This is a genomic window from Vibrio tubiashii ATCC 19109 (assembly GCF_000772105.1).
Taxonomy (GTDB): Bacteria; Pseudomonadota; Gammaproteobacteria; order Enterobacterales; family Vibrionaceae; genus Vibrio; species Vibrio tubiashii.
Genome location: NZ_CP009355.1, coordinates 408,834 through 433,638 on the forward strand (window position 1 = coordinate 408,834; position 24,805 = coordinate 433,638).

General features: G+C 45.5%; 11 protein-coding genes. 6 read left to right on the forward strand and 5 right to left on the reverse strand.

Annotated features, from left to right (window positions below; all coding sequences use genetic code 11):
• The first annotated feature begins 333 nt into the window (after positions 1-333).
• Entirely contained in the window at positions 334-15,411 is a 15,078-nt protein-coding gene (locus IX91_RS16990) for a retention module-containing protein (RefSeq protein ID WP_041944756.1), read from the forward strand.
• Between the two features lie 81 nt (positions 15,412-15,492).
• On the opposite strand, the gene IX91_RS16995 is transcribed toward IX91_RS16990, so the two are convergent.
• Entirely contained in the window at positions 15,493-16,101 is a 609-nt protein-coding gene (locus IX91_RS16995) for a TetR/AcrR family transcriptional regulator (RefSeq protein ID WP_004749049.1), read from the reverse strand.
• A 360-nt stretch (positions 16,102-16,461) separates the two neighbouring features.
• Between IX91_RS16995 and IX91_RS17000 the strand changes: the two genes are divergently transcribed.
• Positions 16,462-17,709 carry an MDR family MFS transporter gene (locus IX91_RS17000; protein ID WP_004749048.1) on the forward strand — a complete coding sequence of 416 codons (1,248 nt, stop codon included), beginning with the start codon at positions 16,462-16,464 and terminating at the stop codon, positions 17,707-17,709.
• A 27-nt stretch (positions 17,710-17,736) separates the two neighbouring features.
• Here the strand turns inward: IX91_RS17000 and IX91_RS17005 are convergent, their stop codons facing one another.
• Positions 17,737-18,831, reverse strand: coding sequence for a mechanosensitive ion channel family protein (locus IX91_RS17005; RefSeq protein WP_004749047.1), 1,095 nt, complete (start codon positions 18,829-18,831; stop codon positions 17,737-17,739).
• A 119-nt stretch (positions 18,832-18,950) separates the two neighbouring features.
• A complete protein-coding gene (locus IX91_RS17010; protein ID WP_004749046.1) occupies positions 18,951-19,391 on the reverse strand; it encodes a DUF2850 domain-containing protein in 441 nt (146 codons plus the stop codon).
• 494 nt (positions 19,392-19,885) lie between these two features.
• On the opposite strand from IX91_RS17010, the gene ppnP reads away from it, so the two are divergent.
• The 4 genes from ppnP to IX91_RS17030 all read left to right on the forward strand — a co-directional run bounded on the left by ppnP (position 19,886) and on the right by IX91_RS17030 (position 22,403).
• Positions 19,886-20,173 (forward strand): pyrimidine/purine nucleoside phosphorylase, encoded by a 288-nt coding sequence (ppnP, locus tag IX91_RS17015; RefSeq protein ID WP_004749045.1) that lies wholly within the window; start codon positions 19,886-19,888, stop codon positions 20,171-20,173.
• 91 nt (positions 20,174-20,264) lie between these two features.
• Complete coding sequence (locus tag IX91_RS17020) at positions 20,265-20,609, forward strand: hypothetical protein (protein WP_004749447.1); 345 nt, start codon at positions 20,265-20,267, stop codon at positions 20,607-20,609.
• Positions 20,610-20,626: 17 nt separating this feature from the next.
• A complete protein-coding gene (locus IX91_RS17025; protein ID WP_004749448.1) occupies positions 20,627-21,838 on the forward strand; it encodes a B12-binding domain-containing radical SAM protein in 1,212 nt (403 codons plus the stop codon).
• A 277-nt stretch (positions 21,839-22,115) separates the two neighbouring features.
• Entirely contained in the window at positions 22,116-22,403 is a 288-nt protein-coding gene (locus IX91_RS17030) for a hypothetical protein (RefSeq protein ID WP_004743979.1), read from the forward strand.
• On the opposite strand, the gene IX91_RS17035 is transcribed toward IX91_RS17030, so the two are convergent.
• Together IX91_RS17035 and IX91_RS17040 are read right to left on the reverse strand one after the other, a co-directional pair.
• On the reverse strand, positions 22,400-23,563 hold the full coding sequence (locus tag IX91_RS17035) for a GGDEF domain-containing protein (protein WP_004743980.1): 1,164 nt from the start codon (positions 23,561-23,563) through the stop codon (positions 22,400-22,402). The genes IX91_RS17030 and IX91_RS17035 overlap by 4 nt on opposite strands.
• Before the next feature lie 280 nt (positions 23,564-23,843).
• On the reverse strand, positions 23,844-24,755 hold the full coding sequence (locus tag IX91_RS17040; protein ID WP_004743981.1) for a LysR substrate-binding domain-containing protein: 912 nt from the start codon (positions 24,753-24,755) through the stop codon (positions 23,844-23,846).
• Between the last annotated feature and the right edge of the window lie 50 nt (positions 24,756-24,805).

Here is a 24,805-nt window from a genome sequence, read left to right on the forward strand (position 1 = left end):
AAACTTGGAAAATAACCCTCAAACCGCAGTGAAAACTGTTGTTGTAGAAATAGTGAGTGAATTTTAAGCAATTAAGCAATGACGGCGCCTTTTATTCTCATAACTGATACAAATGGCAAAGTTTTTCAGCCGAAACTAAATTCTAATCACCTTTAACCTGCGAAATCCCTTATGTAACCTATACTTATATCTTGCTTATTGATATTTATGTCGAATATAAAATGCTGGAAATGCGAGCTATATTTGATATTTTGTGCGCATATTCTGACAAAAACTATAACAAAACGTTTCTAGCTTCTTGCTCAGCCTGCAGGAGTGTGATTAGGAGACCTTATGGACGTAGAAGTATTACGCCAAGCCGCGATAGTAAAAGAAGTTTCTGGTGATGTTGTTGCTGTCAAACCAGATGGAAGTGCTAAGAAAGTCGTTGTAGGCGATACCATTCCTAGTGGTGAAATCGTTATTACAGCCAACCATTCGACCATTTTGATGGAGTCCTCTGAGGCTGCTATTAATCTTGATGCGAATACCCTCGCGACAGAAGATGACCTGGGCGGGTGGGGAGTTGCCCCGGTTGCCGGAGAAGTGAACTTCGACTTGGCGCAATTGGGCGAAGGTGCGATCAGCGAAGACGAATTAGCGGCCATTCAAGATGCTATCTTGGCAGGCGCTGACCCTACAGAATTGCTTGAAGCAACGGCGGCAGGTGCAGGTGCCGCAGGCTCAGCAAACGGTGGTTTTGTAACTATCGAGTACAACGGTACTGAAGTTCTGGCGAGTACTTTCTTTGAAACGTCCGGTTTTTCTACAGACTCTACCGAGCAGGTCGATGATGAAATCAGACCTATTATCTTCGCCGATGGTGGGCAAAGCATTAGTGAGGCTTTAACTGAAGGTTCTCTCTCTGGCGGTACTTACCCACAGTCAGTGACGAGCTCAGTGACCATATTTGCCGCTGATCTGTCTCTCGATCCTACCTCTTTTGTGCCAGAACCACTTTCTTTGGCCTCACTGTTAAGTGAACTAAACTCCGATATTACGTCTAATGGTGAGTCAGTTACGTTTACCTATAACGCTACGACTAACACAATTACGGGTGTAGATGGTGATGGCAATCCTGTCCTCACTATAGATATTGATGCAACCAGCGTTGGTAGAGATGTCGGTTTAGAGCTAACCACAACAATCTTACAGCCAATTGATCACACACCTTCTGTTGGCGGCGGCCAAGTCGCCTTCACTGGTGATCAAATTACCGTTTCCTTTGAAATAACGGGTACGGATACGGGTGGAAACTCAATCCAAGCTCCGATTGATGCTCAGGTAACCATTGGGGATGGTACCGATCCTAGTGTTGCCAATATCACCGAAGCCAATGTGTATGAAGCGGGATTGGACGATGGTTCAAAAGTTGGCGATACAAGTACTACAGCAAGCGGAACCATCACTTTTGCTGCGGGAAGTGATGATGTCACTCAAGTACAGATTGATGTCGATGACTTCAATTCCTCTCAGCAAACATCACCAATTACTTCGCAAGGTCAAACTGTTGTATTAGAAGCGGTTGCAGGCCAGCCAGGCGTATATGTTGGTTTTATTACACTAGGTGGAAATCGAGTCGATGTACTTCGCGTGACGCTTAATGATGTCGTTAAAGCTGGAACTGATACTTCACCAACCTTTAATGCTGGCTATTCGATTGAACTGCTTGAAGAAATAGACCATCCACTACAAGGGCAGGATTCACTTTCTATTTCTCTTCCAGTATTTGCTACGGATGCGGACAACGATCAGTCTGTGCGTTCGAACTTAGTGGTGAATGTGGGCGATGATATCCAAGTTGTTACCGATGGTAGCTTGAGTGTTACTGAGCCAACGATTGGTCAGTCGGCGCAAAGCAACGAGATTGATGTCATTACCGAAGCGGGTGCTGATCAAGGTAAAGTATCGACGGTGACGTTTGACGGTCAGAGTATCAACTTCAACGAGAATCAAAGCGAATACCCAGTGACTGACGGTAAGTTAGTGGTGTCTGCGGACGGCAAGATTTCCTTTATTCCTAACAGCAATGTCGACCATTCAGGCAGTGATGAGGTTAAACACACCATTGTTGTCACGGTGACAGACAAAGACGGCGATACGCTCACAAGCAACGTCGAGTTAACGATTAAAGATGGTGCTGACCCAGTCATTACCGACATCACTCAAGCCAATGTGTATGAAGCGGGCTTAACGGATGGCTCCAAAGTCGGCGATACGGTGACGACAGCGACTGGAGACATTAGCTTTACCACTGGCAGTGACACTGTGGTGGCGATGAAAGTCGATGTGGCTGAGTTCAATCGTACTTCGACGCTAGAGTCTGCGGGGCAAAAGGTCGTACTAGAAGAAATCACCGGCCCGAATGGTGAGTTCACCGGTCAGTACGCCGGTTACATCACGCAGAATGGAGTTAAGGTTGAGGTACTGAAAGTGACCCTCGACCAGAGCAACTTAGGCAAGTACACAGTAACCTTGTCGCAAGAAGTCGACCATGGTGCGCAGGGCATGGATTCACTGGCGGTGAATGTGCCAGTGTATGCGGTAGACAAAGACAACGACAATTCAGCGAGTGTAAATCTGAAGGTCAATATTGGTGATGATATCCAAGTTGTCACCGATGGTAGCCTGAGTGTTACTGAGCCAACGGTCGGTCAATCGGCGCAAAGCAATGAGATTGATGTCATTACCGAAGCGGGTGCTGACCAAGGTAAAGTGTCAACGGTGACGTTTGATGGTCAAAGTATCAACTTCAACGAAAATCAAAGCGAATACCTAGTTACCGACGGTAAGTTGGTGGTGTCTGCGGACGGTAAGATTTCCTTTATTCCTAACAGCAATGTTGACCATTCAGGCAGTGATGAGATTAAACACACCATTGTTGTCACGGTGACAGACAAAGACGGCGATACGCTCACAAGCAACGTCGAGTTAACGATTAAAGATGGTGCTGACCCAGTCATTACCGACATCACTCAAGCCAATGTGTATGAAGCGGGCTTAACGGATGGCTCCAAAGTCGGCGATACGGTGACGACAGCGACTGGAGACATTAGCTTTACCACTGGCAGTGACACTGTGGTGGCGATGAAAGTCGATGTGGCTGAGTTCAATCGTACTTCGACGCTAGAGTCTGCGGGGCAAAAGGTCGTACTAGAAGAAATCACCGGCCCGAATGGTGAGTTCACCGGTCAGTACGCCGGTTACATCACGCAGAATGGAGTTAAGGTTGAGGTGATGAAAGTGACCCTCGACCAGAGCAACTTAGGCAAGTACACAGTAACCTTGTCGCAAGAAGTCGACCATGGTGCGCAGGGCATGGATTCACTGGCGGTGAATGTGCCAGTGTATGCGGTAGACAAAGACAACGACAATTCAGCGAGTGTAAATCTGAAGGTCAATATTGGTGATGATATCCAAGTTGTCACCGATGGTAGCCTGAGTGTTACTGAGCCAACGGTCGGTCAATCGGCGCAAAGCAATGAGATTGATGTCATTACCGAAGCGGGTGCTGACCAAGGTAAAGTGTCAACGGTGACGTTTGATGGTCAAAGTATCAACTTCAACGAAAATCAAAGCGAATACCTAGTTACCGACGGTAAGTTGGTGGTGTCTGCGGACGGTAAGATTTCCTTTATTCCTAACAGCAATGTTGACCATTCAGGCAGTGATGAGATTAAACACACCATTGTTGTAACCGTGAAGGACAGTGATGGTGACGAGCTAACCAGTACCGTCGACCTGACGATTAAAGATGGTGCTGATCCAGTCATTACCAACATCACTCAAGCTAATGTGTATGAAGCGGGCTTAACGGATGGCTCCAAAGTTGGCGATACGGTGACGACAGCGACTGGAGACATTAGCTTTACCACTGGTAGTGACACTGTAGTGGCGATGAAAGTCGATGTGGCTGAGTTCAATCGCACTTCTACGCTAGAGTCAGCAGGACAAAAGGTAGTACTAGAAGAAATCACCGGTCCGAATGGTGAGTTCACCGGTCAGTATGCTGGTTACATTACGCAGAATGGGGTTAAGGTTGAGGTGATGAAAGTGACCCTCGACCAGAGCAACTTAGGCAAGTACACAGTGACCTTGTCGCAAGAAGTCGACCATGGTGCACAAGGCATGGATTCACTGGCGGTAAATGTGCCTGTCTACGCGGTGGACAAAGACAATGACAATTCAGCGAATGTGAATTTGAAGGTCAATATTGGTGATGACATCCAAGTTGTCACCGATGGTAGCCTGAGTGTTACGGAGCCAACGATTGGTCAATCGGCGCAAAGCAACGAGATTGATGTCATTACCGAAGCCGGTGCAGACCAAGGTAAAGTGTCGACGGTGACGTTTGACGGTCAGAGCATCAATTTCAACGAAAATCAGACCGAATACACAGTTACCGACGGTAAGTTAGTGGTGTCTGCAGACGGTAAGATTTCCTTTATCCCTAACAGCAATGTTGACCATTCAGGCAGTGATGAGGTTAAACACACCATTGTTGTAACCGTGAAGGACAGTGATGGTGACGAGCTAACCAGTACCGTTGACCTGACGATTAAAGACGGTGCTGATCCAGTCATTAATACCATTGATCAAGCTAATGTGTATGAAGCGGGCTTAACGGATGGCTCCAAAGTCGGTGATACGGTGACGACAGCGACCGGAGACATTAGCTTTACCACTGGTAGTGACACCGTGGTGGCGATGAAGGTCGATGTGGCTGAATTCAATCGCACTTCGACGCTAGAGTCTGGCGGTCAAAAGGTCGTACTAGAAGAAATCACTGGTCCGAATGGCGAGTTCACCGGTCAGTACGCCGGTTACATCACGCAGAATGGGGTTAAGGTTGAGGTGCTGAAAGTGACCCTCGATCAGAGCAACTTAGGCAAGTACACCGTGACCTTGTCGCAAGAAGTCGACCATGGTGCACAAGGCATGGATTCACTGGCGGTGAATGTGCCAGTGTATGCGGTGGACCAAGATAACGACAATTCAGCGAATGTGAATCTGAAGGTCAATATTGGTGATGACATCCAAGTCGTCACTGATGGCTCAATCAGCGTGGTTGAGCCAACGATTGGCCAATCGGCGCAAAGCAACGAGATTGATGTGATTACCGAAGCGGGTGCCGACCAAGGTAAAGTGTCGACGGTGACGTTTGACGGTCAGAGCATCAACTTCAACGAGAATCAAAGCGAATACCCTGTTACCGACGGTAAGTTAGTGGTGTCTGCAGACGGCAAGATTTCCTTTATTCCTAACAGCAATGTTGACCATTCAGGCAGTGATGAGGTTAAACACACCATTGTTGTAACCGTGAAGGACAGTGATGGTGACGAGCTAACCAGTACCGTTGACCTGACGATTAAAGACGGTGCTGATCCAGTCATTAATACCATTGATCAAGCTAATGTGTATGAAGCGGGCTTAACGGATGGCTCCAAAGTCGGTGATACGGTGACGACAGCGACCGGAGACATTAGCTTTACCACTGGTAGTGACACCGTGGTGGCGATGAAGGTCGATGTGGCTGAATTCAATCGCACTTCGACGCTAGAGTCTGGCGGTCAAAAGGTCGTACTAGAAGAAATCACTGGTCCGAATGGCGAGTTCACCGGTCAGTACGCCGGTTACATCACGCAGAATGGGGTTAAGGTTGAGGTGCTGAAAGTGACCCTCGATCAGAGCAACTTAGGCAAGTACACCGTGACCTTGTCGCAAGAAGTCGACCATGGTGCACAAGGCATGGATTCACTGGCGGTGAATGTGCCAGTGTATGCGGTGGACCAAGATAACGACAATTCAGCGAATGTGAATCTGAAGGTCAATATTGGTGATGACATCCAAGTCGTCACTGATGGCTCAATCAGCGTGGTTGAGCCAACGATTGGCCAATCGGCGCAAAGCAACGAGATTGATGTGATTACCGAAGCGGGTGCCGACCAAGGTAAAGTGTCGACGGTGACGTTTGACGGTCAGAGTATCAACTTCAACGAAAATCAAAATGAATACCCGGTTACCGATGGTAAGTTGGTGGTGTCTTCGGACGGTAAGATTTCCTTTATTCCTAACAGCAACGTTGACCACTCCGCGAGTGAAGAGATTAAACATACCATTGTTGTGACCGTGAAGGACAACGACGGTGATGAGCTAACCAGTACCGTCGACCTGACGATTAAAGATGGTGCTGACCCAGTCATTAACACCATTGACCAAGCCAATGTGTATGAAGCGGGCTTAACCGATGGCTCCAAAGTCGGTGATACGGTGACGACGGCGACTGGAGACATTAGCTTTACCACTGGCAGTGACACTGTGGTGGCAATGAAAGTCGATGTGGCTGAGTTCAACCGTACTTCGACGCTAGAGTCAGCAGGTCAAAAGGTCGTGCTAGAAGAAGTCACCGGCCCGAATGGTGAGTTCACTGGTCAGTACGCTGGTTACATTACGCAGAATGGGGTTAAGGTTGAGGTGCTCAACGTGACCCTCGACCAGAGCAACTTAGGCAAGTACACCGTGACCTTGTCGCAAGAAGTCGACCATGGTGCACAAGGCATGGATTCACTGGCGGTGAATGTGCCAGTGTATGCGGTGGACCAAGATAACGACAATTCAGCGAATGTGAATCTGAAGGTCAATATTGGTGATGACATCCAAGTCGTCACTGATGGCTCAATCAGCGTGGTTGAGCCAACGGTAGGTCAATCGGCGCAGAGCAACGAAATTGATGTGATTACTGAAGCGGGTGCCGATCAAGGTAAAGTGTCGACGGTGACGTTTGACGGTCAGAGTATCAACTTCAACGAGAATCAAAGCGAGTACCCGGTTACCGACGGTAAGTTGGTGGTGTCTGCGGACGGTAAGATTTCCTTTATTCCTAACAGCAATGTCGACCACTCCGCGAGTGAAGAGGTTAAACACACCATTGTTGTCACAGTGAAGGACAACGACGGTGATGAGCTAACCAGTACCGTCGAACTGACGATTACAGATGGTGCTGACCCAGTGATTACCAATATCATTCAAGCCAATGTGTATGAAGCGGGCTTAACCGATGGCTCCAAAGTTGGCGATACGGTGACGACGGCGACTGGAGACATTAGCTTTACCACTGGCAGTGACACTGTGGTGGCAATGAAAGTCGATGTAGCTGAGTTCAACCGTACTTCGACGCTGGAGTCTGCGGGTCAAAAGGTCGTGCTGGAAGAGATTACTGGCCCGAATGGTGAGTTCACTGGTCAGTACGCTGGTTACATTACGCAGAATGGGGTTAAGGTTGAGGTGCTCAACGTGACCCTTGACCAGAGCAACTTAGGCAAGTACACCGTGACCTTGTCGCAAGAAGTCGACCATGGTGTGCAGGGCATGGATTCACTGGCGGTAAATGTACCTGTGTATGCGGTGGACCAAGACAACGACAATTCAGCGAATGTAAATCTGAAGGTCAATATTGGCGACGATACCGCGACTATTGATGGCTTCAAGATCGGCAGTACCTTCTCGGTTAATGAAGATGATACTAGCTCTGGGTCTTCGCCGGGCAGTGCAACTGCAACGGGTAGCTTTATCACTACTGAAGGTGCAGACACCGTTGTTAAGTATGAACTCGTTAATATCAATACGACGGAGAATGGCCTTAAGTCAGGTGGTTTTGACGTTGATATTACTAAACAGACAGGGACTTCTGACCCCGCGATATATCAAGGTAAGGCGAATGGTGAGCTGGTCTTCACCTTAGAGCTGAACAGCGATGGTAGCTACACCTACACCCAAATTAAGGCCCTAGATCATGCACCGGGCTCTGATTCACTAATGGTTCCGTTTGATGTTGTGGCGATTGACCGAGACGGAGACGTTTCTCCATCGGTTCCTCTTGCTATTGAAGTGAAAGATGACAAGCCAATATTAACAGGCACAACGGGAGAGAAAGTTGTCGACGAAGACGATCTGACTGGAATTGGTTCGGATCAATCTCAGGATACTCAAATCTCTGGCAACTTCGTTGTAAACGAAGGGGCTGATGGTGTCGTTGAGTATGAGCTTGTGGATGCAGATAATACGCTAAATGGGCTTGAATCTGGTGGTGAAAGTTTAGAGTGGGCGGCCGTTACAAATAGCGGAACTGTGTTTACCTACACGGCACAAACCACCTCAGGTGTGCCTGTGTTCACGATCAAGTTTGATACCGCAGATAACAGCTATACCTTTAATCTTCTTAAGCCTTTGGATCATCCAGATGGTGATGGTCAGAATAGCCTCGACATCAATTTCAAAGTCAAAGCAACAGACTTTGATGGCGATGAAAGTGGCGTCATTACGCTGCCGATACAAGTGACCGATGACATTCCGCAGCTAACGGGGCAGTCAATCACACGTATCGAAGGCCAAAACTTTGGTGGCTCCAAAGTGGATATGTTCGCTGATGAAACAGATAAGGGTGCGGACAATGCTGCGCTTACCAAGATTGAAGGTACAACTGATGCGAATGGCGCAGAGATTGTATTTGGTGGTCCAAGAGGCACTTACTTAGATTCAGTCGATCTGCGCGATGGCCGCCAAAATGTGCGTGTTTACGAACAAACAGATGATGGCAATGGCGGTACTGATACTCGTCAGTTAGGTATTTTGCGAATTAACTCAAACGGTGAGATTGAATTCCGAGCAACTAACTATCTTGAGCACAATGGTGACGAGATTAACTTCAAGGTCAATGTAACCGCGACAGATGGGGACAATGATACCTCTATTGCCCCTCTAGATATCACGATTACTGACCGTGAAGCTCGCCCTATCGCACTTAAAGTGACGACTTTCGAAGATGCAGGTCGCGACAGCAGTATCAATTATGCATCCGGTGATGAACCGGCTTGGGAAAACGCTCAAGACAACCAAGCAGGTCTACCAAATGAGCCTGCTAAGGTCTCTTTGTCTGTTAATCTCTTCGATAGAGATAACGCCGAAGACATTGGTCAATTGACGATTAAAGCGGGTAATCATCGTGGCACTTTCTACTATGAAGAAAATGGTGTGCTCCACGAGCTTAAGGCAGACGCTAATGGCGACATTATTTTTGATGGCACCGTGCTACAGCAAAGCTTTACGCAAAGTGGTAACAACACGATAGCGACAATCGATAACCTCTATTTTGTTCCTGATCGTAACTATTCAACCGGTAACGGCGGCGTTCGCATTAACTATCAATTGCAAATCGACAATAACGGCACGGCTGATCATACCGTCGATTCAAACTTTAGGATTGAAGTAGAAAGTGTGGCAGATATTGCTACATGGAACGATAGTCGTAGCACTTACCAATACCAAGTGGAAGAAGATGGAGACAATGTACGCATACAACTTCGCGCGGAAACTCAAGATACGAGTAGACCAGAGACGATCACATACGAGCTGAAAGTCACGGACGGCGAAGGACACTTTGAGTTGCTTGATCGTAATGGTGACCCGATCACGCCTGTTAACGGTGTCTATACCATTTCGGCCCAAGACATAAACCGTATTCAGGTTAATCCAGCAGATAACTACTCGGGTCAAATTCGATTTGAAGCAACTGCGGTTACGACTGAGCGATCTAACCCGTATAACGATGGCACCCTTGATAAGGAAAGTGCACGCTCAGAGCCTAAAGAAATCATTATAGATGTCACTCCAGACGCCGATATGGGTAGCTTTAGCGTCAACCGTATCCAAATTAACGAAGATAATATCGCTGATCCTGATTACACAGGAACTGGACCAAACCATGAACCTTTCACGCTCAACGAAGTTATCACAATGAACCCTTCGGTTGATACTGATGGTTCTGAGACTCTGCATGTTCGTATCTCAGATATTACGGAAGGTGCAAGTTTGGTTTGGGTTGGCTCAGGCTCAAGTCAAATCACTACCGTTACGGTCAATGGCGAAACATATCAAGAAATTCCTTATGACCAGCTTGGCAATGTGGAAGTGGTTCCTGATCTGCACAGTAATATAGATTTCAAGTTTGATGTAACGGGGGTGGTTAAGGATACTGCCAACCTATCGGGTAATGTTGTTCATGTTGATGAAGCGATTATGGGCACCAAAACCGTTAACGTTGCGGTTAAAGGTGTCGCAGATACGCCTGAGAACAACACGGGCAACTCAGCTGACTGGAAAGAGTTTACTGATGGTAGCACCTCAGGTGTAGAAACAACGATTGATGAGAATGGCTCAGCAGAGATTAAGTTCTCGGTGGAATCTGGAGAGTTTGCCCAGCGTCCGGCGGATAATTCTGAGTCGATTACGGTTCTTTTGTCCAACATACCAGATGGTGTGGTGATAGAAGACGCCAGTGGCAATGCTGTGAACTTAAACTTCACGGGTTATGACTCAAATGGCCAGCCAATCTATGAAGCGAATATTACCAACCTAGGGGCAGGATCTAATTCAGGTATTGTGATTAGACCGGTTTCGTCTTCTACAGAAAATATCCATATCAAAGAGACCATAATCGTCACGGAAAATGATGGTCACTCTAAGAGCTTTGAGCGTGAGATTCGCGTTAAAGTTCAACCGGTTATCGATACATCAGATAACTACAAGAATACCTCTGTGGGTGATGAAGATAGCCCAATCGACATTAAGTGGCATCCTAAGGTAGGCCAAGACTATACCGATACTGATGAACATGTGACGTCGATTAAAATCAGCGGTATTCCTGATGGCTCAACGGTTTATGTTGATGGCCAAGTCGTAACGGTAACCAATGGTAGTATTGAGGTTGTTCCAAGTGCGGGTCAATCTCCAGAGGCATTTACTCAAGCAGCCCTGCAAAATGGCTTCATCCAGATAACTCCTCCGAAGGACTCAAGTACTAACTTTGATCTGCAAACGACGATTGAGATAGAAGAGGTTAATCACGAGCATGCGATTGGTCAACCTACCGATGAAGTCGGTCGTGCACAAGCAACACTCAATGGCACCATCACCGTTAAGGTGAATCCAGTCGTTGAGCCTGAAGATGCCAATAATAGGCTGATTGTAGAAAATGAAGGTGGTAGCGAAGTTGGCTCGGCTACGAACCAAGTAGTTGCAAACAGTGACGGTTCGATTCTGTTTACAACTAATACTGCCAAAGACGCTCAGTCTGGCGAGTTTGTTATTCGCTACCTTGAAACTGATGCCTCAGGACCAGTAGGACAGCCGAATGAAGTGGTGACTCAGCTCGTCGTACAATTTGACGATACTCGTCAGGAGATCATGGATCAGCTCTTTATTGAAGGCGCCGTTTATGAAGGTAATGGCCGTTGGGTGATTACTGATGAAGATGCATTCAGTATCAAGGCTCCAAACGGTTTAGATTACACACCAGCGACTACAGGTGACCCAAATGTATTTAACGATATTGGTCTGACTATCTATGCTCAAGTCGTAGACAAGGGTGATGATGACACAAAGCAGAGCGTCGCAGAGCAGCGCGAGACAAAAGTCACTCTATCATTCCCAGAACATGTTGATGGTACTGATTACAAAGCTGGTGTGATTGATATTGTTGATAACAGTGTAGTCACGGGAACAGAAGACACCAGCATTGACCTTGGTACACAGTTAAAACCTGTCATGTCGGTTATTTCTCATGACAATGTCGTTGGTCATGAAGACACCGTCACTATCGTTATAGATAACTCAGTTACTGTTGACGGTAAGACCTTCTCAATTGGTATTGGTGGTTCGAATGTAGACTTTACCAATGGTCAATATGTGTTTAAGGCAACCTTAACCAAAGATGGCGTGATAGAAGGATTGGACGGGCTAACCCTTATTCCACCGAAAGATTATTCCGGTGATTTCAGGCTGCCTCTGACGGTGATTACAACCGACAATACGACGGGTGATGAGATTTCGAAATCAGAGTCAGTCATCATTAAGGTAGATCCTATCGCGGATGTCAAAGATGGGGCAAATCCAGAACCAGAGATCACGTTAGAGGTGAAAGGCTCACTGGATGACTCAATGGACCCGATTGATCAAGATGGTCAAGGTGGGCCGGATAAAGTTGGCTACGAAGATAGTTACATTCAACTCGATCTTGGTTATGACATCGCTGATAAAGTGACGGGCGTTGAAGGTGGTAAAGAAGTGCTCTCTTCTGTGACGCTAACTTTAGCGGACACAACGATTGGTGAGTTTTATGACCAAGCCGGGAAAAGTTTAGGGCCATCGGTAACCTTTACTCAGGCTCAGATCGACGCAGGCGCGCTAGACAATATCTTGTTTAGGCCGAAAGCGAACTACCCAACGGGTAACGATGACAATAAAGTCACGATCAATGTAACCGGTACAGTTACGGATACTGCGACATTTAACGAGCTGGGTACCACTACATCCTCTAGCCATTCAGATAGTTTCACTACTAGTGTTAGCTTTGAAGTGGCGCCAGTTGTGGATGATGTGAAGGTGACAGGACCAGGTTCTGATCCTAGCCAAACCATCGAGGTAACGGGCAATGAAGACGAAGCCATTTCACTTGGCAACTCCGGTGCAGTCTCCATAGAGCTGACTGATACTGATGGCTCAGAATCCTTTGTGTCGATTAAGTTCACTGATGTGCCAGATGGTTTCTTGCTTATCGCTGATCCATCTAGCGGCTATACCGTGAAAAATAACGGCAATGGTGAGTGGAGCGTTAAAGTGCCTGCAGGTTCAACAGACTCATTGGATCTAAGTGCGATATCGGTTCAACCACCTAAGCACTTTAGTGGTAGTGCTGAGTTTGGCGTGGCGGTCTTTACTCAGGAATCGTTACTTGGTGTACCTACCGCAGCGAAAAACCTGCCTAACTTCAAGCTTACGGTTAACCCTGTTGGTGATATTGTCGATACTGACCCTACAGATTCAGCAACGGGCTCTGAAGGTCAGAATATCGATATTGCTATTAACGCTTCTGTGATTGATAAAGCGATGTCCGCGACAGGAAGCGGTACATACACCGAGAACGCGCCAGAAACGATTCGTGTGGAAGTGACCAATGTTCCTCAAGATGCGAAGATCTTCTACCCAGATGGGACGACACTCGCGAGTTACGATCCGGCGACTAAGGTATGGACGCTCGATATCTCGGCGCAGCAGCTCGACAAGATCGTGTTTAACTCAGGCGAGCACAACAGCGATACAGGCAATGCTTTAGGTATTGATGCGCCGATACATATTGCTGTGCAGTCGAACGACAATGGCGCATTAGGACCGAAGTCTGAGTTTGATGTCGATTTAGTTGTTGACCCAATCAATGATCAACCTACTTTCGTGAACGTTGTAAACCTAGATACGTCGGAAGATGTTGCTGGTGGTTTAGCAATCAATCAGTTGTCTATTGCTGATGTTGATGCCACTTACGATGATCCCGATGCGACTTACACGCTCACTTTGCAAGTCGATAAAGGTACGCTTGAGTTTGTTAATGATGCGAATGTTAACTTTACTCTTGCTGCTGATGGCAGTCTTATCGCGACAGGTAAATTGGCGGATATCAACGCTGCGATCGCTGCGGGTAAAGTAATTTTTAAACCAGATGCTGACAGTAATGACATCAACTCGGGTGGTCCTGTGACTGTGACCGCGATAGTGGATGATGGTGGCAACAATGGCGCGATCGACCCAGGCGATAGCAGTACATCATCGACCAATCAAACCACCTTCTTGATCAACGTAACAGAAGTCAACGATGCGCCAGAGCCGAAAGATTTCAACTTAGCTGATCTGCCAGAAGAGGGCAGTATAACCATCAACGTACAAGATCTTATTGATGGAACCTTCGACAAAGAAGGTGACACCATTACTGTTGAAAGCCTTACTCTAGTTGAGGGTCAAGGCACTTTGACTCAGCAAGGAGGTAACTGGGTATTTGAAGCGGCTAAAGATTACAATGGCCCAGTGAAAATCAGTTATGTTGTCAAAGATGACGGCACGACCAATGGTCAACCGGATCACCTGACAGGAAGCGCGGAAATAAACTTTGATGTGACTCCTGTTAACGACAAACCAGTACTGGATATTGACGACATCACTTCATCAATAGACGAAGCATCGAGCCAACAGCTCAGTGGAATCAATGTTTCAGATATCGACTATGTTGGGGCGTCTGCCAATGATTTGATGACAGTGACACTCAATGTGGATTACGGCAAGCTGTCTATCGTATTACCTGCGGGCTCGGGTGTGACGGCTACTGGAGAAGGAAGCAGCACACTAACGCTATCAGGAACTCTAGCGGATCTTAATGCGCTACTTGATACGCCGACAAGCACGACAGGGGTGTTTATTGACGCGAGTTTAGCGCCTTCAAATACCATTGCGCTTGATGTGACTGCTAAAGATAGCTGGAACCCGTCAGGTCTTCGATTGGAAGCAGAACCTAAACACTATGACATTACGGTTAATCCAGTGGCAAATGCGCCAACACTGGCATTTGACAGCAAATATGCTTTCAACAAGAACATTACCGCGACTCAAAGTGCCAGCACCAGCGGTATTGCGGTACTGGGTATTATGGCAGCACTAACCGACACCACAGAAGCGCTCACTTTAGAAGTTAAAGATGTGCCTCCAGGTGCGACGTTGGAAAGCACCAACGGTACAGTTTCTTTCGAAAACGGAGTCTGGCATGTGTCGCAGGATGCGATTGACACATTGACGGTGAAAGGGGCGACCGTAGGCGACCATACTTTGCATATTACCGCTGTGTCGGAAGAGCTTGATGGCAATGGCCAACCTCTAGATAGAGCAGAGTCAGTTAACCATATCGCGATCGACCTTAATGTGGTAGATAACGTCACTGCGTTAGAGATTAACAAGTCATCGCAAACAGAAGCCGTACACCTTGATGGCAGTGGCTCGAATAGTACGCTAACAGGTGGTAGTGGCGATGACTTACTGGTTGGTGGAGCCGGCAATGATACCCTCATCGGTGGAGCGGGAGACGACACACTAATGGGTGGCGAAGGTAACGATACCTTAGAAGGTGGTCTGGGCTCTGATATTCTTGTGGGTGGCACTGGAATGGATGTTTTCGTCTGGCGTGAAATCGACGATGGTTCACTTGATACCATCAAAGACTTCAGTGTCAGTGAGGGTGATAAGATCGATTTACGTGAGGTGCTTCCTGAACTGAAATCAGGTTCTTTGGATATGGATACGTTGCTTGAGCATCTTAATGTCAAAGTCGATGGTAACAATGTTGAACTGCATGTTCACCCAGGTGGAGACGGAACCCAAGACCAAGGTATATTGGTTGAGAATCTTGTGCCTCAGCTTGATAGTGGCTTTAGTGGCATGTCTCATGAAGATATGGTCTCTTCACTACTGCAGCATGTTATGGTTCATGACAACAACTAGAACCGTTTAGTTAGCGATGAATACAACAACGCCCCTGATTAGGGGCGTTGTTTTAATTTATGGTTGCTTCAACTTATATAGCTACTTCACTTTGTAGGTTGCAACAAAACTCGTGACTGCGTGTTTGATGGCTTGCTGAACTTCTTCGCAGCTTGGAGGAGGCAAATGAGCGACTAATTGTGGCCAGAAAATCACCGCTTTAATGCTGCCAATATATTGTTCTATGGCAATAGATACATCGGATATTTCCAATGCGCCTGCTTTTATACCTTGCTTAGCCCATGTTTGTAAGCCGTATGAATCTCCAACCGACTCGAACTTAGACACCAATACCTTTGAGGTTTCATGACAGCGGATACATTCGGCCATCACAAGCCTTGCAGTAATCTGGTAATCCTCATTGTTGATGTAACACATCTGCTTCAACGTTAATTCGGTTAATTGCTCTTCAATTGATACAGAAGGTTCAAACGCCACCTCACATTGGTCATCAAAGCGGCACATAAGCTTATCCACAATAACTTCAAATAGAGCGTCTTTGTTTGGGTAGTATTTGTAAAGCGTGCGCTTAGATACACCAGCATGCTTGGAAATACCCTCCATACTTGCTTGTTCGAAGCCTTTTTGAGAAAAAACCTCGAAGGCAGATCTAATGATATCTTCTTGTTTTATATCGCTTCTTTTTACCATGAAAAGTACCCAACAGACTTCAAGTAAACGATGGCACTTACTTTATAATTGGTGATGCTTAAAGTATACACCATCGTTTACTTCATAATTTTAATTAATCTTAGTGAGATAGATACTTAATGTCAAAAACGAGATTAACACAAGATATTGGTGGTTTGAGCAAGAAGTTCAACTGGAAGAAATGACTCTTAGCTATCGAAACTAGAATCTTTAACTATTTATTTTTAAATGCCTTTTGCGGTTTTTCCTACAATTTACAGGCTTTCTCTCTACTCGCTCTATAAAGCCTTTTGTTTTTATTGATTATTTGTATACTGGCTAAATAACAATTATGCAACAAGTTGGTTTAAGGAGAGTGGTATGGAAAGAGAACAAAGCTTGTTTCAATGGGAAAGGGTGAAGCGATTTAACCTTCCCGTCTGGACTGTCCTTATCGGTGTTCTTATCGCGCGAACCAGCTTCTTTATGGCTTGGCCATTCTTAGTTGTATTCCTGTATCAAGACTACGGCGCCTCGGCAATTGAAGTCGGCGGTATGCTAGCAGCGTCTGCATTTATCGGATCTTCGACAGGTCTCTACTCGGGCTACTTATCCGATAAGTTTGGTCGAAAATGGCTGATGGTTGCAGGCTGCTTTATTGCATTCTTTGCCTACTGTGGTATCGCTCTAGCGACAGAAATGTGGCATTTCCATCTATTAGTATTACTGACCGGTTTGATGCATCCAATGATTGATGGTCCAGCAAAAGCGGTACTCGGTGACTCCTTGGCTGATTTGAAAGACCGAGAATTGGCGCTTAACACACGCTACTTCCTGTTAAACATAGGTGGTGCTGTTGGGCCATTAATCGGCGTTACATTGGCATTGTCAGATCCGCAAAGCTTATTTTTAGTGACAGGGATTACCCATCTTGTCTATGCCTTTTGGATTATGTTTGGTATTGAAAGAAAGATCCACAAAGCGGATAAGGGCAAGGAGTCTTCTGTACTACCAAACTTTAGGCAAACCCTAAAAGTGATTAGCCAAGACAAAATATTTGTTCTGCTCCTATTTGCTAACTTGCTGCTGATGTTTGTCTACGCTCAATTAGAATCATCAGTGCCTCAAGTGATTGTACGTAGTGGTATTGAAGATGCCGCTAAACTCATTGCTATGCTGATGGTCGTCAATACTGCAACGATAGTTGTTTTCCAGTTCCCATTGCTTAAGTTAATGGAGAAGCTGCCGCTGTTTAGTCGCACTAGAATTGGTATGGTACTGATAGCGATGGGGCAGGTTGGCTTTATCGTGTCACCAAACGATTCCGCACTTGGTTGGGCTATCGCTTGCTTTATTATTAGTGTCGGTGAAGTGATCACTTTCCCAACCATCAATGTACAGATTGATCGTCTTGCACCTGACCATTTACGCGGTTCTTATTTTGGCGCCACCGCGCTATACACGCTAGGTTTCGCGATAGGGCCGCTGCTTGGTGGGGTAATGATTGAATGGTTTGGTGCCACTTGGTTATTTGCGCTCTGTTTTGTCGCTTGTTTAGGGATGATTTGGCTTTACCACGTTGCCTCCCATATGGAAGACAACGTAGAACGCGAAGTTGCATGGCAGTAGCCCAAGTCTGGGCTACTTATCGAATGTTTAGCGCGTGATTACCTCTTCTTCGCCGGCTCGGTGAGGATCAAGTTGTATCGTTTGAGTCGGGAAGGCGATATCGGCATCATGCTGCTGAATGATCTGGTAGATTTTGAGCAGTACATCTTGCTTCACTTCGTGGTAGCGAATCCAGTTAACGGTTTTTGTAAAGGTATAAACCATTAGGGTCAGAGAGGATGGAGCAAAACCATTAAAGTTAACAATCAGGGTTTGCTGTGTATCGATATCTGGGTGGTTTTCGAGCATGCTTTTAATATCTGATACGATGATTTCGACTTTTGCTCCATCTTTGTATCGAATACCAATGTTCTCGTTAATACGTCGGTTGAGCATGCGAGACGGGTTTTCTACGACAATGTTGCTGAAAACAGAGTTAGGAACGTAGATGGGTCTCTTGTCGAAGGTTCGAATGATCGTCATACGCCAACCGATGCGTTCTACCGTTCCTTCTATCTGTCTGTCTGGAGAGCGAATCCAATCACCAACTTTAAATGGTCGGTCAAAGTAGATCATCATTCCACCGAAGAAGTTAGACAGCAGATCTTTGGCGGCGAGACCAACAATTAAACCACCGACACCACCAAACGTAAGTAGGCCAGACAGGCTTAAACCAAATGCCTGCATGACAGTTAGCGCGCCAATGACGATAAAGAACAACCGCGCAACTTTGGCAACCGCCTGTACAGTTGTTTCGTCTCTGTTGTTCTGTTTTAGTACGTACTCTTCAATGTTGTTGATAAGACGCATGGTGATCCAAACGAAAATACCAATCACTAAAATGAGCTTAAGAGTACTCAGCCAGTTAAGCTTGGAACCCATGTAATCTTGGAGAAGAAAACCTGCTGAGATAGTTGCTGGCCAGCACCATATCAATGCACTTACTGGGGTCTTTAATGCTTCTAGCGTTAGATCATCCCAATGAAAACTGGTTTTTCCAACCAATACCTCTAGTCGGCTGTAGACGATGCGCCATACGATCCACACCAGAAAACTTGCCAACGTGATAAGCAAAACATTGGTATCCCAAGTTTGGAGCATGTTGGCGAGTGGTTGCGGTAATTGCGTGAGTAACTCGTTCATTTTTCAATTCTAATTTGGTCGGTATGGCACAAGTATATGTGTTATATCACAGTCAAACTAGAGGTTATCAACCGACTAACGTGAAATGGAGTGTGCGACAAAGAGACGAGCGTTGATTCTCACTTATTGCCGAAATGATCAGAGAGCGCTGCGCGACGATTTTTAGCGGAGCCTCCTCCTGACATATCGATAGTATTTTCATAGCCCTCTTTGATAAAACGCTGTGTAGGGCTGTTGGGTTCTAAACGCCTAAGTTGAGGAGATTTGAAGGTTCCCGCCAGTTGATAGATGGAATCGCCACCTCCTGTCTGAACGGTAATGCGCTTGCCATCGAAATCAAATTGGGTCGCTATTAATCGGTCGTTACGATAGACGCCGCGCGAATTCAAGGTAAGCACCTCAGTCTGATAAGGCGGTGCACCGATTTCTATCCACCTGCCGTAAACATGTTTAGGATGGATATAATCTTGATAGCTAAAATAAAGCAGCGCACTGAACGCGATAGCCAGAGTGACGAAGATGAACACGAAGGCGGTTCTGATAGCGGAACTTTTAGTCATTTCAACCTGCTGTCTTCGTCATAGGGGTGAATTTACTGCGGACACATAGATTGTCGGAGATTAAAACTCAGCGCAATAACCGCACAGAGAACTTTGAACTCCAGCCCAAAAATACGGAACAAGTCATAGTGCCCTTCACTTTATTTTAGCTGACTTCAAGTTAATTAACGAACTATAGTCTTCGTTGAAATCATGGTTGACAAGGCGTTAAGAGAGCGGTTTTATCATTGAGTAACTCATACCAACCAGAATAAATATCTGGTCATTCTTGCTAGTTAAAATCGCTGATAGCTTCGTTATAGCTATGTTTGCAAAGAATGGTGTAGGTAGATCAAATAGCTAGCTGCAATCTATGCCTTGCTCTAAGCGATTTTTCCTGCGCAATTATCTGATCACCTATTTATCCCGATTGGTATAAATATAGTTGCCTGATTTAAAAAAATTCGATAAAACAAACGTTTTGATGGAAAGTAGTTAAGCTCAAGGAGAGATAAATGATCAAGGTAAACAGTTACTTTGAAGGTAATGTACAGTCACTCGGTTTTACCCAGCAAGATGGCGACTCCAGTGTTGGCGTTATGGCTGCTGGTGAGTACACATTTGGTACAGCAGCGCCGGAAAAAATGACCGTAGTGAAAGGCACATTGACCGTCAAACTAGCCGGTGCTCAAGAGTGGGTGACTTATGGCGCAGGCGAGTCTTTTAACGTTGCTGGCGATTCATCCTTTGATCTGCAAGTGAAAGAATCCACCGCGTACTTATGTGAGTACTTGAGTGAGTAATCATCATCGCTTTAACAACTGACAAAACCACGCAGCGGCGTGGTTTTTTTATGCCTGACAGTTCTTCTCGTCAAAAACACTTGGTAACCCAATGTTAACCAGCGCTTTGCTACCTTTGCCGCTTGAGAGAGCGATATTCAAAGGTAACACGGTGCGATTCGATATTCAGCTAGCGGTTCCAACAAAATGGAAAACAATGGTAGCGCTTTTGCTTGCCATCATTGCCTTGAAGTTCAACCTGTTTGTTATTTGGGGTGCCTTTTGTTGCTTTTGGGGTGTTGAGAATTTGCGAAACAAAGAGGCTTACTTTGTCGAGCGAGTCAAACTGAGCGACAACCCGATACTTTTTGCCATCATCATTTTGAGTTGGTTTTTTATGGGCGCGCTCTACTTCTATATGGACGACCGCATCTTCCAGTTTATCTATGCACTTTAACCATCAAGAGGTGTGACATGAAGGTTTATCTAATCAAAGCGTCTTCAGGCAGTGACTATTCCAAATATAAAGCGGAGACTGGCGGCCCGCCGCAAAACATATTTGCAGCGGCAGCTGCAACGCCTAATTGGTATAGCTTAGATATGGTGGATGAAACCATCGGTATGAAGGCAGACTTGAAGACAGATGCGCAGTTGATAGTGATATTTATGTCTACACCAGATGCATATAGAGCGTATGAGCTGGCAAAAAACTACCGAGCGAAAGGTAAGCTGGTGGTACTGGGTGGATTACATACCAAGTTCAATCAAGACGAAGCAGCCGACCATGCAGATGCGATTATCATTGGCGAGGTTGAAAACTATTGGCTGGAATTACTCAATCACGCCGAACTTGGTAAGTTGAAACCTAAGTATGAAAGCAAGGAACAGGTTGACCTTAGCCAGCTTAACTCTTACCCAACAGATATCATTTCGCCTTCGACTTACCACTACACATGGTCAGTATTGGTGACGCGTGGATGTCCGTTTAAGTGTAATTTTTGCCTAGTCCCTAGGTTCTTTAACAAGTTCGAGACAAGGCCGATTAGTCATATTGTTGATGAGTTAAAGCACCTAAAGTCGCTTGGGATTGAATGGGTCGAGCTACATTCAGATAATCTCACTCATAATCGAGAGTTTGCTATTCAACTATTCGAAGCTATTGCGCCACTGAAAATGAGTTTTTATGGTGAGACAACGGTTTTGATTGCACGTGACGAAGAGCTACTCTCAGCGGCCAAAAAAGCGGGCTTTAAAGCGGTCCTGCTTGGAATAGAAACACCATCGGAAGCGGCTTTGAAAGCGCAGAAAAAAGGATTTGTAAAACCAGACAAAATGAAGGAGTACATCAACAAGATAAGGCAGTATGGTATTGAAGTGTGGGGAGACTTCCTATTCGGATTTGACGAGCACGACACATCAATCTTTGAGCAAACTCAACAGTTTGTAAAAGAGATAAAAGTCGACAAGGTGATCCCGCACTACATGATTCCTTTCCCTGGTTCGGAAACGTTTAAAAAACTGGACCAAGAGGGAAGAATTTTAACTAAAGACTGGTCTAAATATGATGGGAGCCATGCCGTTTACTTGCCCAAGAAAATGACCGCGAGCGAGCTTGAAGAGGGGATTTATTGGATATGGAGCAAGAACACGTCTTTTGTCGATAAGATGAAATCTTGGTTTAGTTAAGCCAATAGCGTTAAGTTTTCCTATTTTGATTATCGATTTGACAAAGAGAAAGGACTTTCAAAAAGTGAAAGGCTAGAAAATATTAGTTAATCAAACACTTAGGTAAGTGTTTAAAAAGTGGCATAAGGTTTGCTGTGCATAAGGTAAGCCTTTTTGGGGAGTGATTCCTTGATTGGCATTTCGGAAATGCCGAAGATTTCAACAGTTATTATCAGAATTGTTATTGTAAGTCTTGGCTATACTTAGATAAAAGGCGGTCAAAAGAGAGGAGGTGCTTATGGCTGTTGTTCCAAAACACACTGACTCCCATAGTCGATACGACCCTAAGCAGGAGTTAACCGCAGATCAGTTACATCGTTTTGGTAAAGTGGCACAGAAAGCCCGTGAGCGACGTAAAGAAGAAGTGGAAAGAGGCACTATGTCTGCTGTTGCAAGGGCTGCGAAAGAAACTGCATTCAAACCAATAGTGACACCTAAGCGTGAAAAACGTAACACGGTTCGTTACGCTGCATGGATGCTAGTCGCAATGGCTGTGTCGTTATGGCTAATGTATATGAGCCGCTAACCTCGCTTTAATGAAGTGACGCTTGCTAGCGTCTCTTCTTTATTTTGATCGTGTCCTTGCTCTAGTTGGCTTTCTACTCGATAAAAACGATATTGGTTTTTTCCACTGTGTTTAGCGGCATACATGGCTTTATCAGCGCATCGAGTCAGTTCTGAGAGCGTTTCGGCGTCGTCTGGATAAAGGGCGACTCCTACGCTGACAGTGAGTTCGTTGATTCGTTCTGACGCTTGATAGCTATGCGAAAATAAGTTGCAAATTCGATTAAGAATACCTTCGAGATCTTGCTTTGACTTGACGTCATAAAGCAGCAAAACAAACTCATCTCCCGCGAAGCGAGCGATGGAATAATCATGTTTATCGGTATTGCGATCCTTGTTGCGAATGTTATTTTTCAATCGCCTTGCAAAATGTTGTAGAACTCGGTCACCGACATCGTGACCATAGTTATCATTGATGAACTTAAAGTTATCGATATCGAGAAAAACCATCGCTGTCACAGCGTCACTATCTTTCTTCTCTTCTAGCTTACCGAGTGCCCAGTTTTCAAAACTCCAACGATTAGCAAGACCAGTAAGCTGATCTATGTAAGCAAGATCTTCTATTCCTTCCTTATACAAAGATTGCACATAACTCATGACTTTTGAGTATTGATACGCGGAGATGTTACAGAGCAAGTAAAGAGCAAACAGGCTAAAAAGAAAGATGCTTTGCGAACCTCTAACCATGTAGGATATGGAATCAGAAAAAAGTACTGACGACAAAATGACGAGGAAAAAGCCAGTACTGAGTGCTACACCAGTTTTAAACTCGTTGGCAAAGATGATGATTGCGGTAATCGGATACAACCAGAGCAAGCGATCTGGCACACTGTGCCCATAAACAAGCAAGATCACACCATGAAATAGAAGAACGCCGCTAAGTATTAGATCGCTAAATTTAGGTGTTGAGTGTTTGACTAGATAGAGAATATTGAGTGTTAGAACGATAGAGGTAAAAAAGTTAATTGAGGCGAAAAAGTAGTTTTGTTCAATAAACCGAACTAAGCAGAAGGTGAAAATAATGGCTAGGCACACTGACGAGCATAGCAAGACAATCTTACGTTTTCTCGTTGCGCGAATATCCGCCATCTCTTCTATTTGTTGCCCCGCCATTTGTGGCATAGTCCACCTTTCGATAAATGTATCCCCTCAAGCAAAGTTTAGAAGATAAATAAAAGTCTGAACGGGCCAATAATTATAAAGAATTTAACGACTTCAATAGCTTATATGTGCTTTTGTGCATACTTCGTGGCTAAAAAGTTAACGTAATGAATTTTGACGCATATATAACTCACTGTCTTGAATTCCAAAAATGACCATCCGGTAGTTTATTGACGCTAGCCACATATTGATTGGTCGATTTAGTAAAGCATATTGATAGCTCTATTTATAACAAAACAATCTATTGTTCCAATCGCGTATTTTCGCTGAACTCGCGTCTTATCCAGCTTCGAAGTTGCAGTACGTTCTCGTTTTTCAACTTTCCGGGTAAGCAAGCGAAGTAAAACTCTTGGTGTGGATTCAATACAGGTTCACCAATTTCGACTAGGTAGCCTTGTTGTACGTCATCACGAACAAAAATCCGGTGTGTAACAAATACTCCAAGGTGACGGGTGGCAGCCTGAACTGCTTGGATAGAGGCGCCAAACTTTAGGTTGTTTGCTGGATTGGGAATTGAAGTATTGTTCGCTTCGCACCACACTTGCCAGTCATGTTTTCGTCTGTCGTTAGCGGCAATGATTGCTGGGTATTTTTTAAGTAGTGCTATGGGACAATCATAGTCAGCGGCTAACTCTGGGCTCGCGACCATGATCAGTTCATCATCTGCGAGCTTTTCACAGTAGTAATCCTGCCAGTCTTCAACATTACCGTGTATCACAGCGACGTCAACCCCTTCATCTTCCATGACAAATGTCCCAATGAGGGTAGAGATCCTCACATCAAGATTTGGAGCGTACTGGTTGAGTTGGTTAACTCTCGGAATCCACCAATGCATCGCCAGCGAGTTGACCATATTCAACGTTAAGCGATGAGATTGCTTGTCTTCGATTAGCTGGTGGGTAGCACGAGTGATCTGCTCAAGAGCTGGGGCAATATTTTTGTAGTATTGGCGCCCAGTGGCATTGAGAGTCACATGACGCCCAACACGGTTAAACAGAGATTGCCCAACGTGTTTTTCTAAAGACTTGATCGCTTGGCTGATGGCAGAGTGGCTGACATATAGCGCTGATGCGGCCTCTGTCATGCTGCCTGTTTCTGCGACGGCGACGAAGGCATAAAGAGATTTTATTGGAGCGGGAACGATACGTTTCATGTGTAAGTTTTTCTTACTAATGGTGTCAATATTACTCGTTATTTATTTCG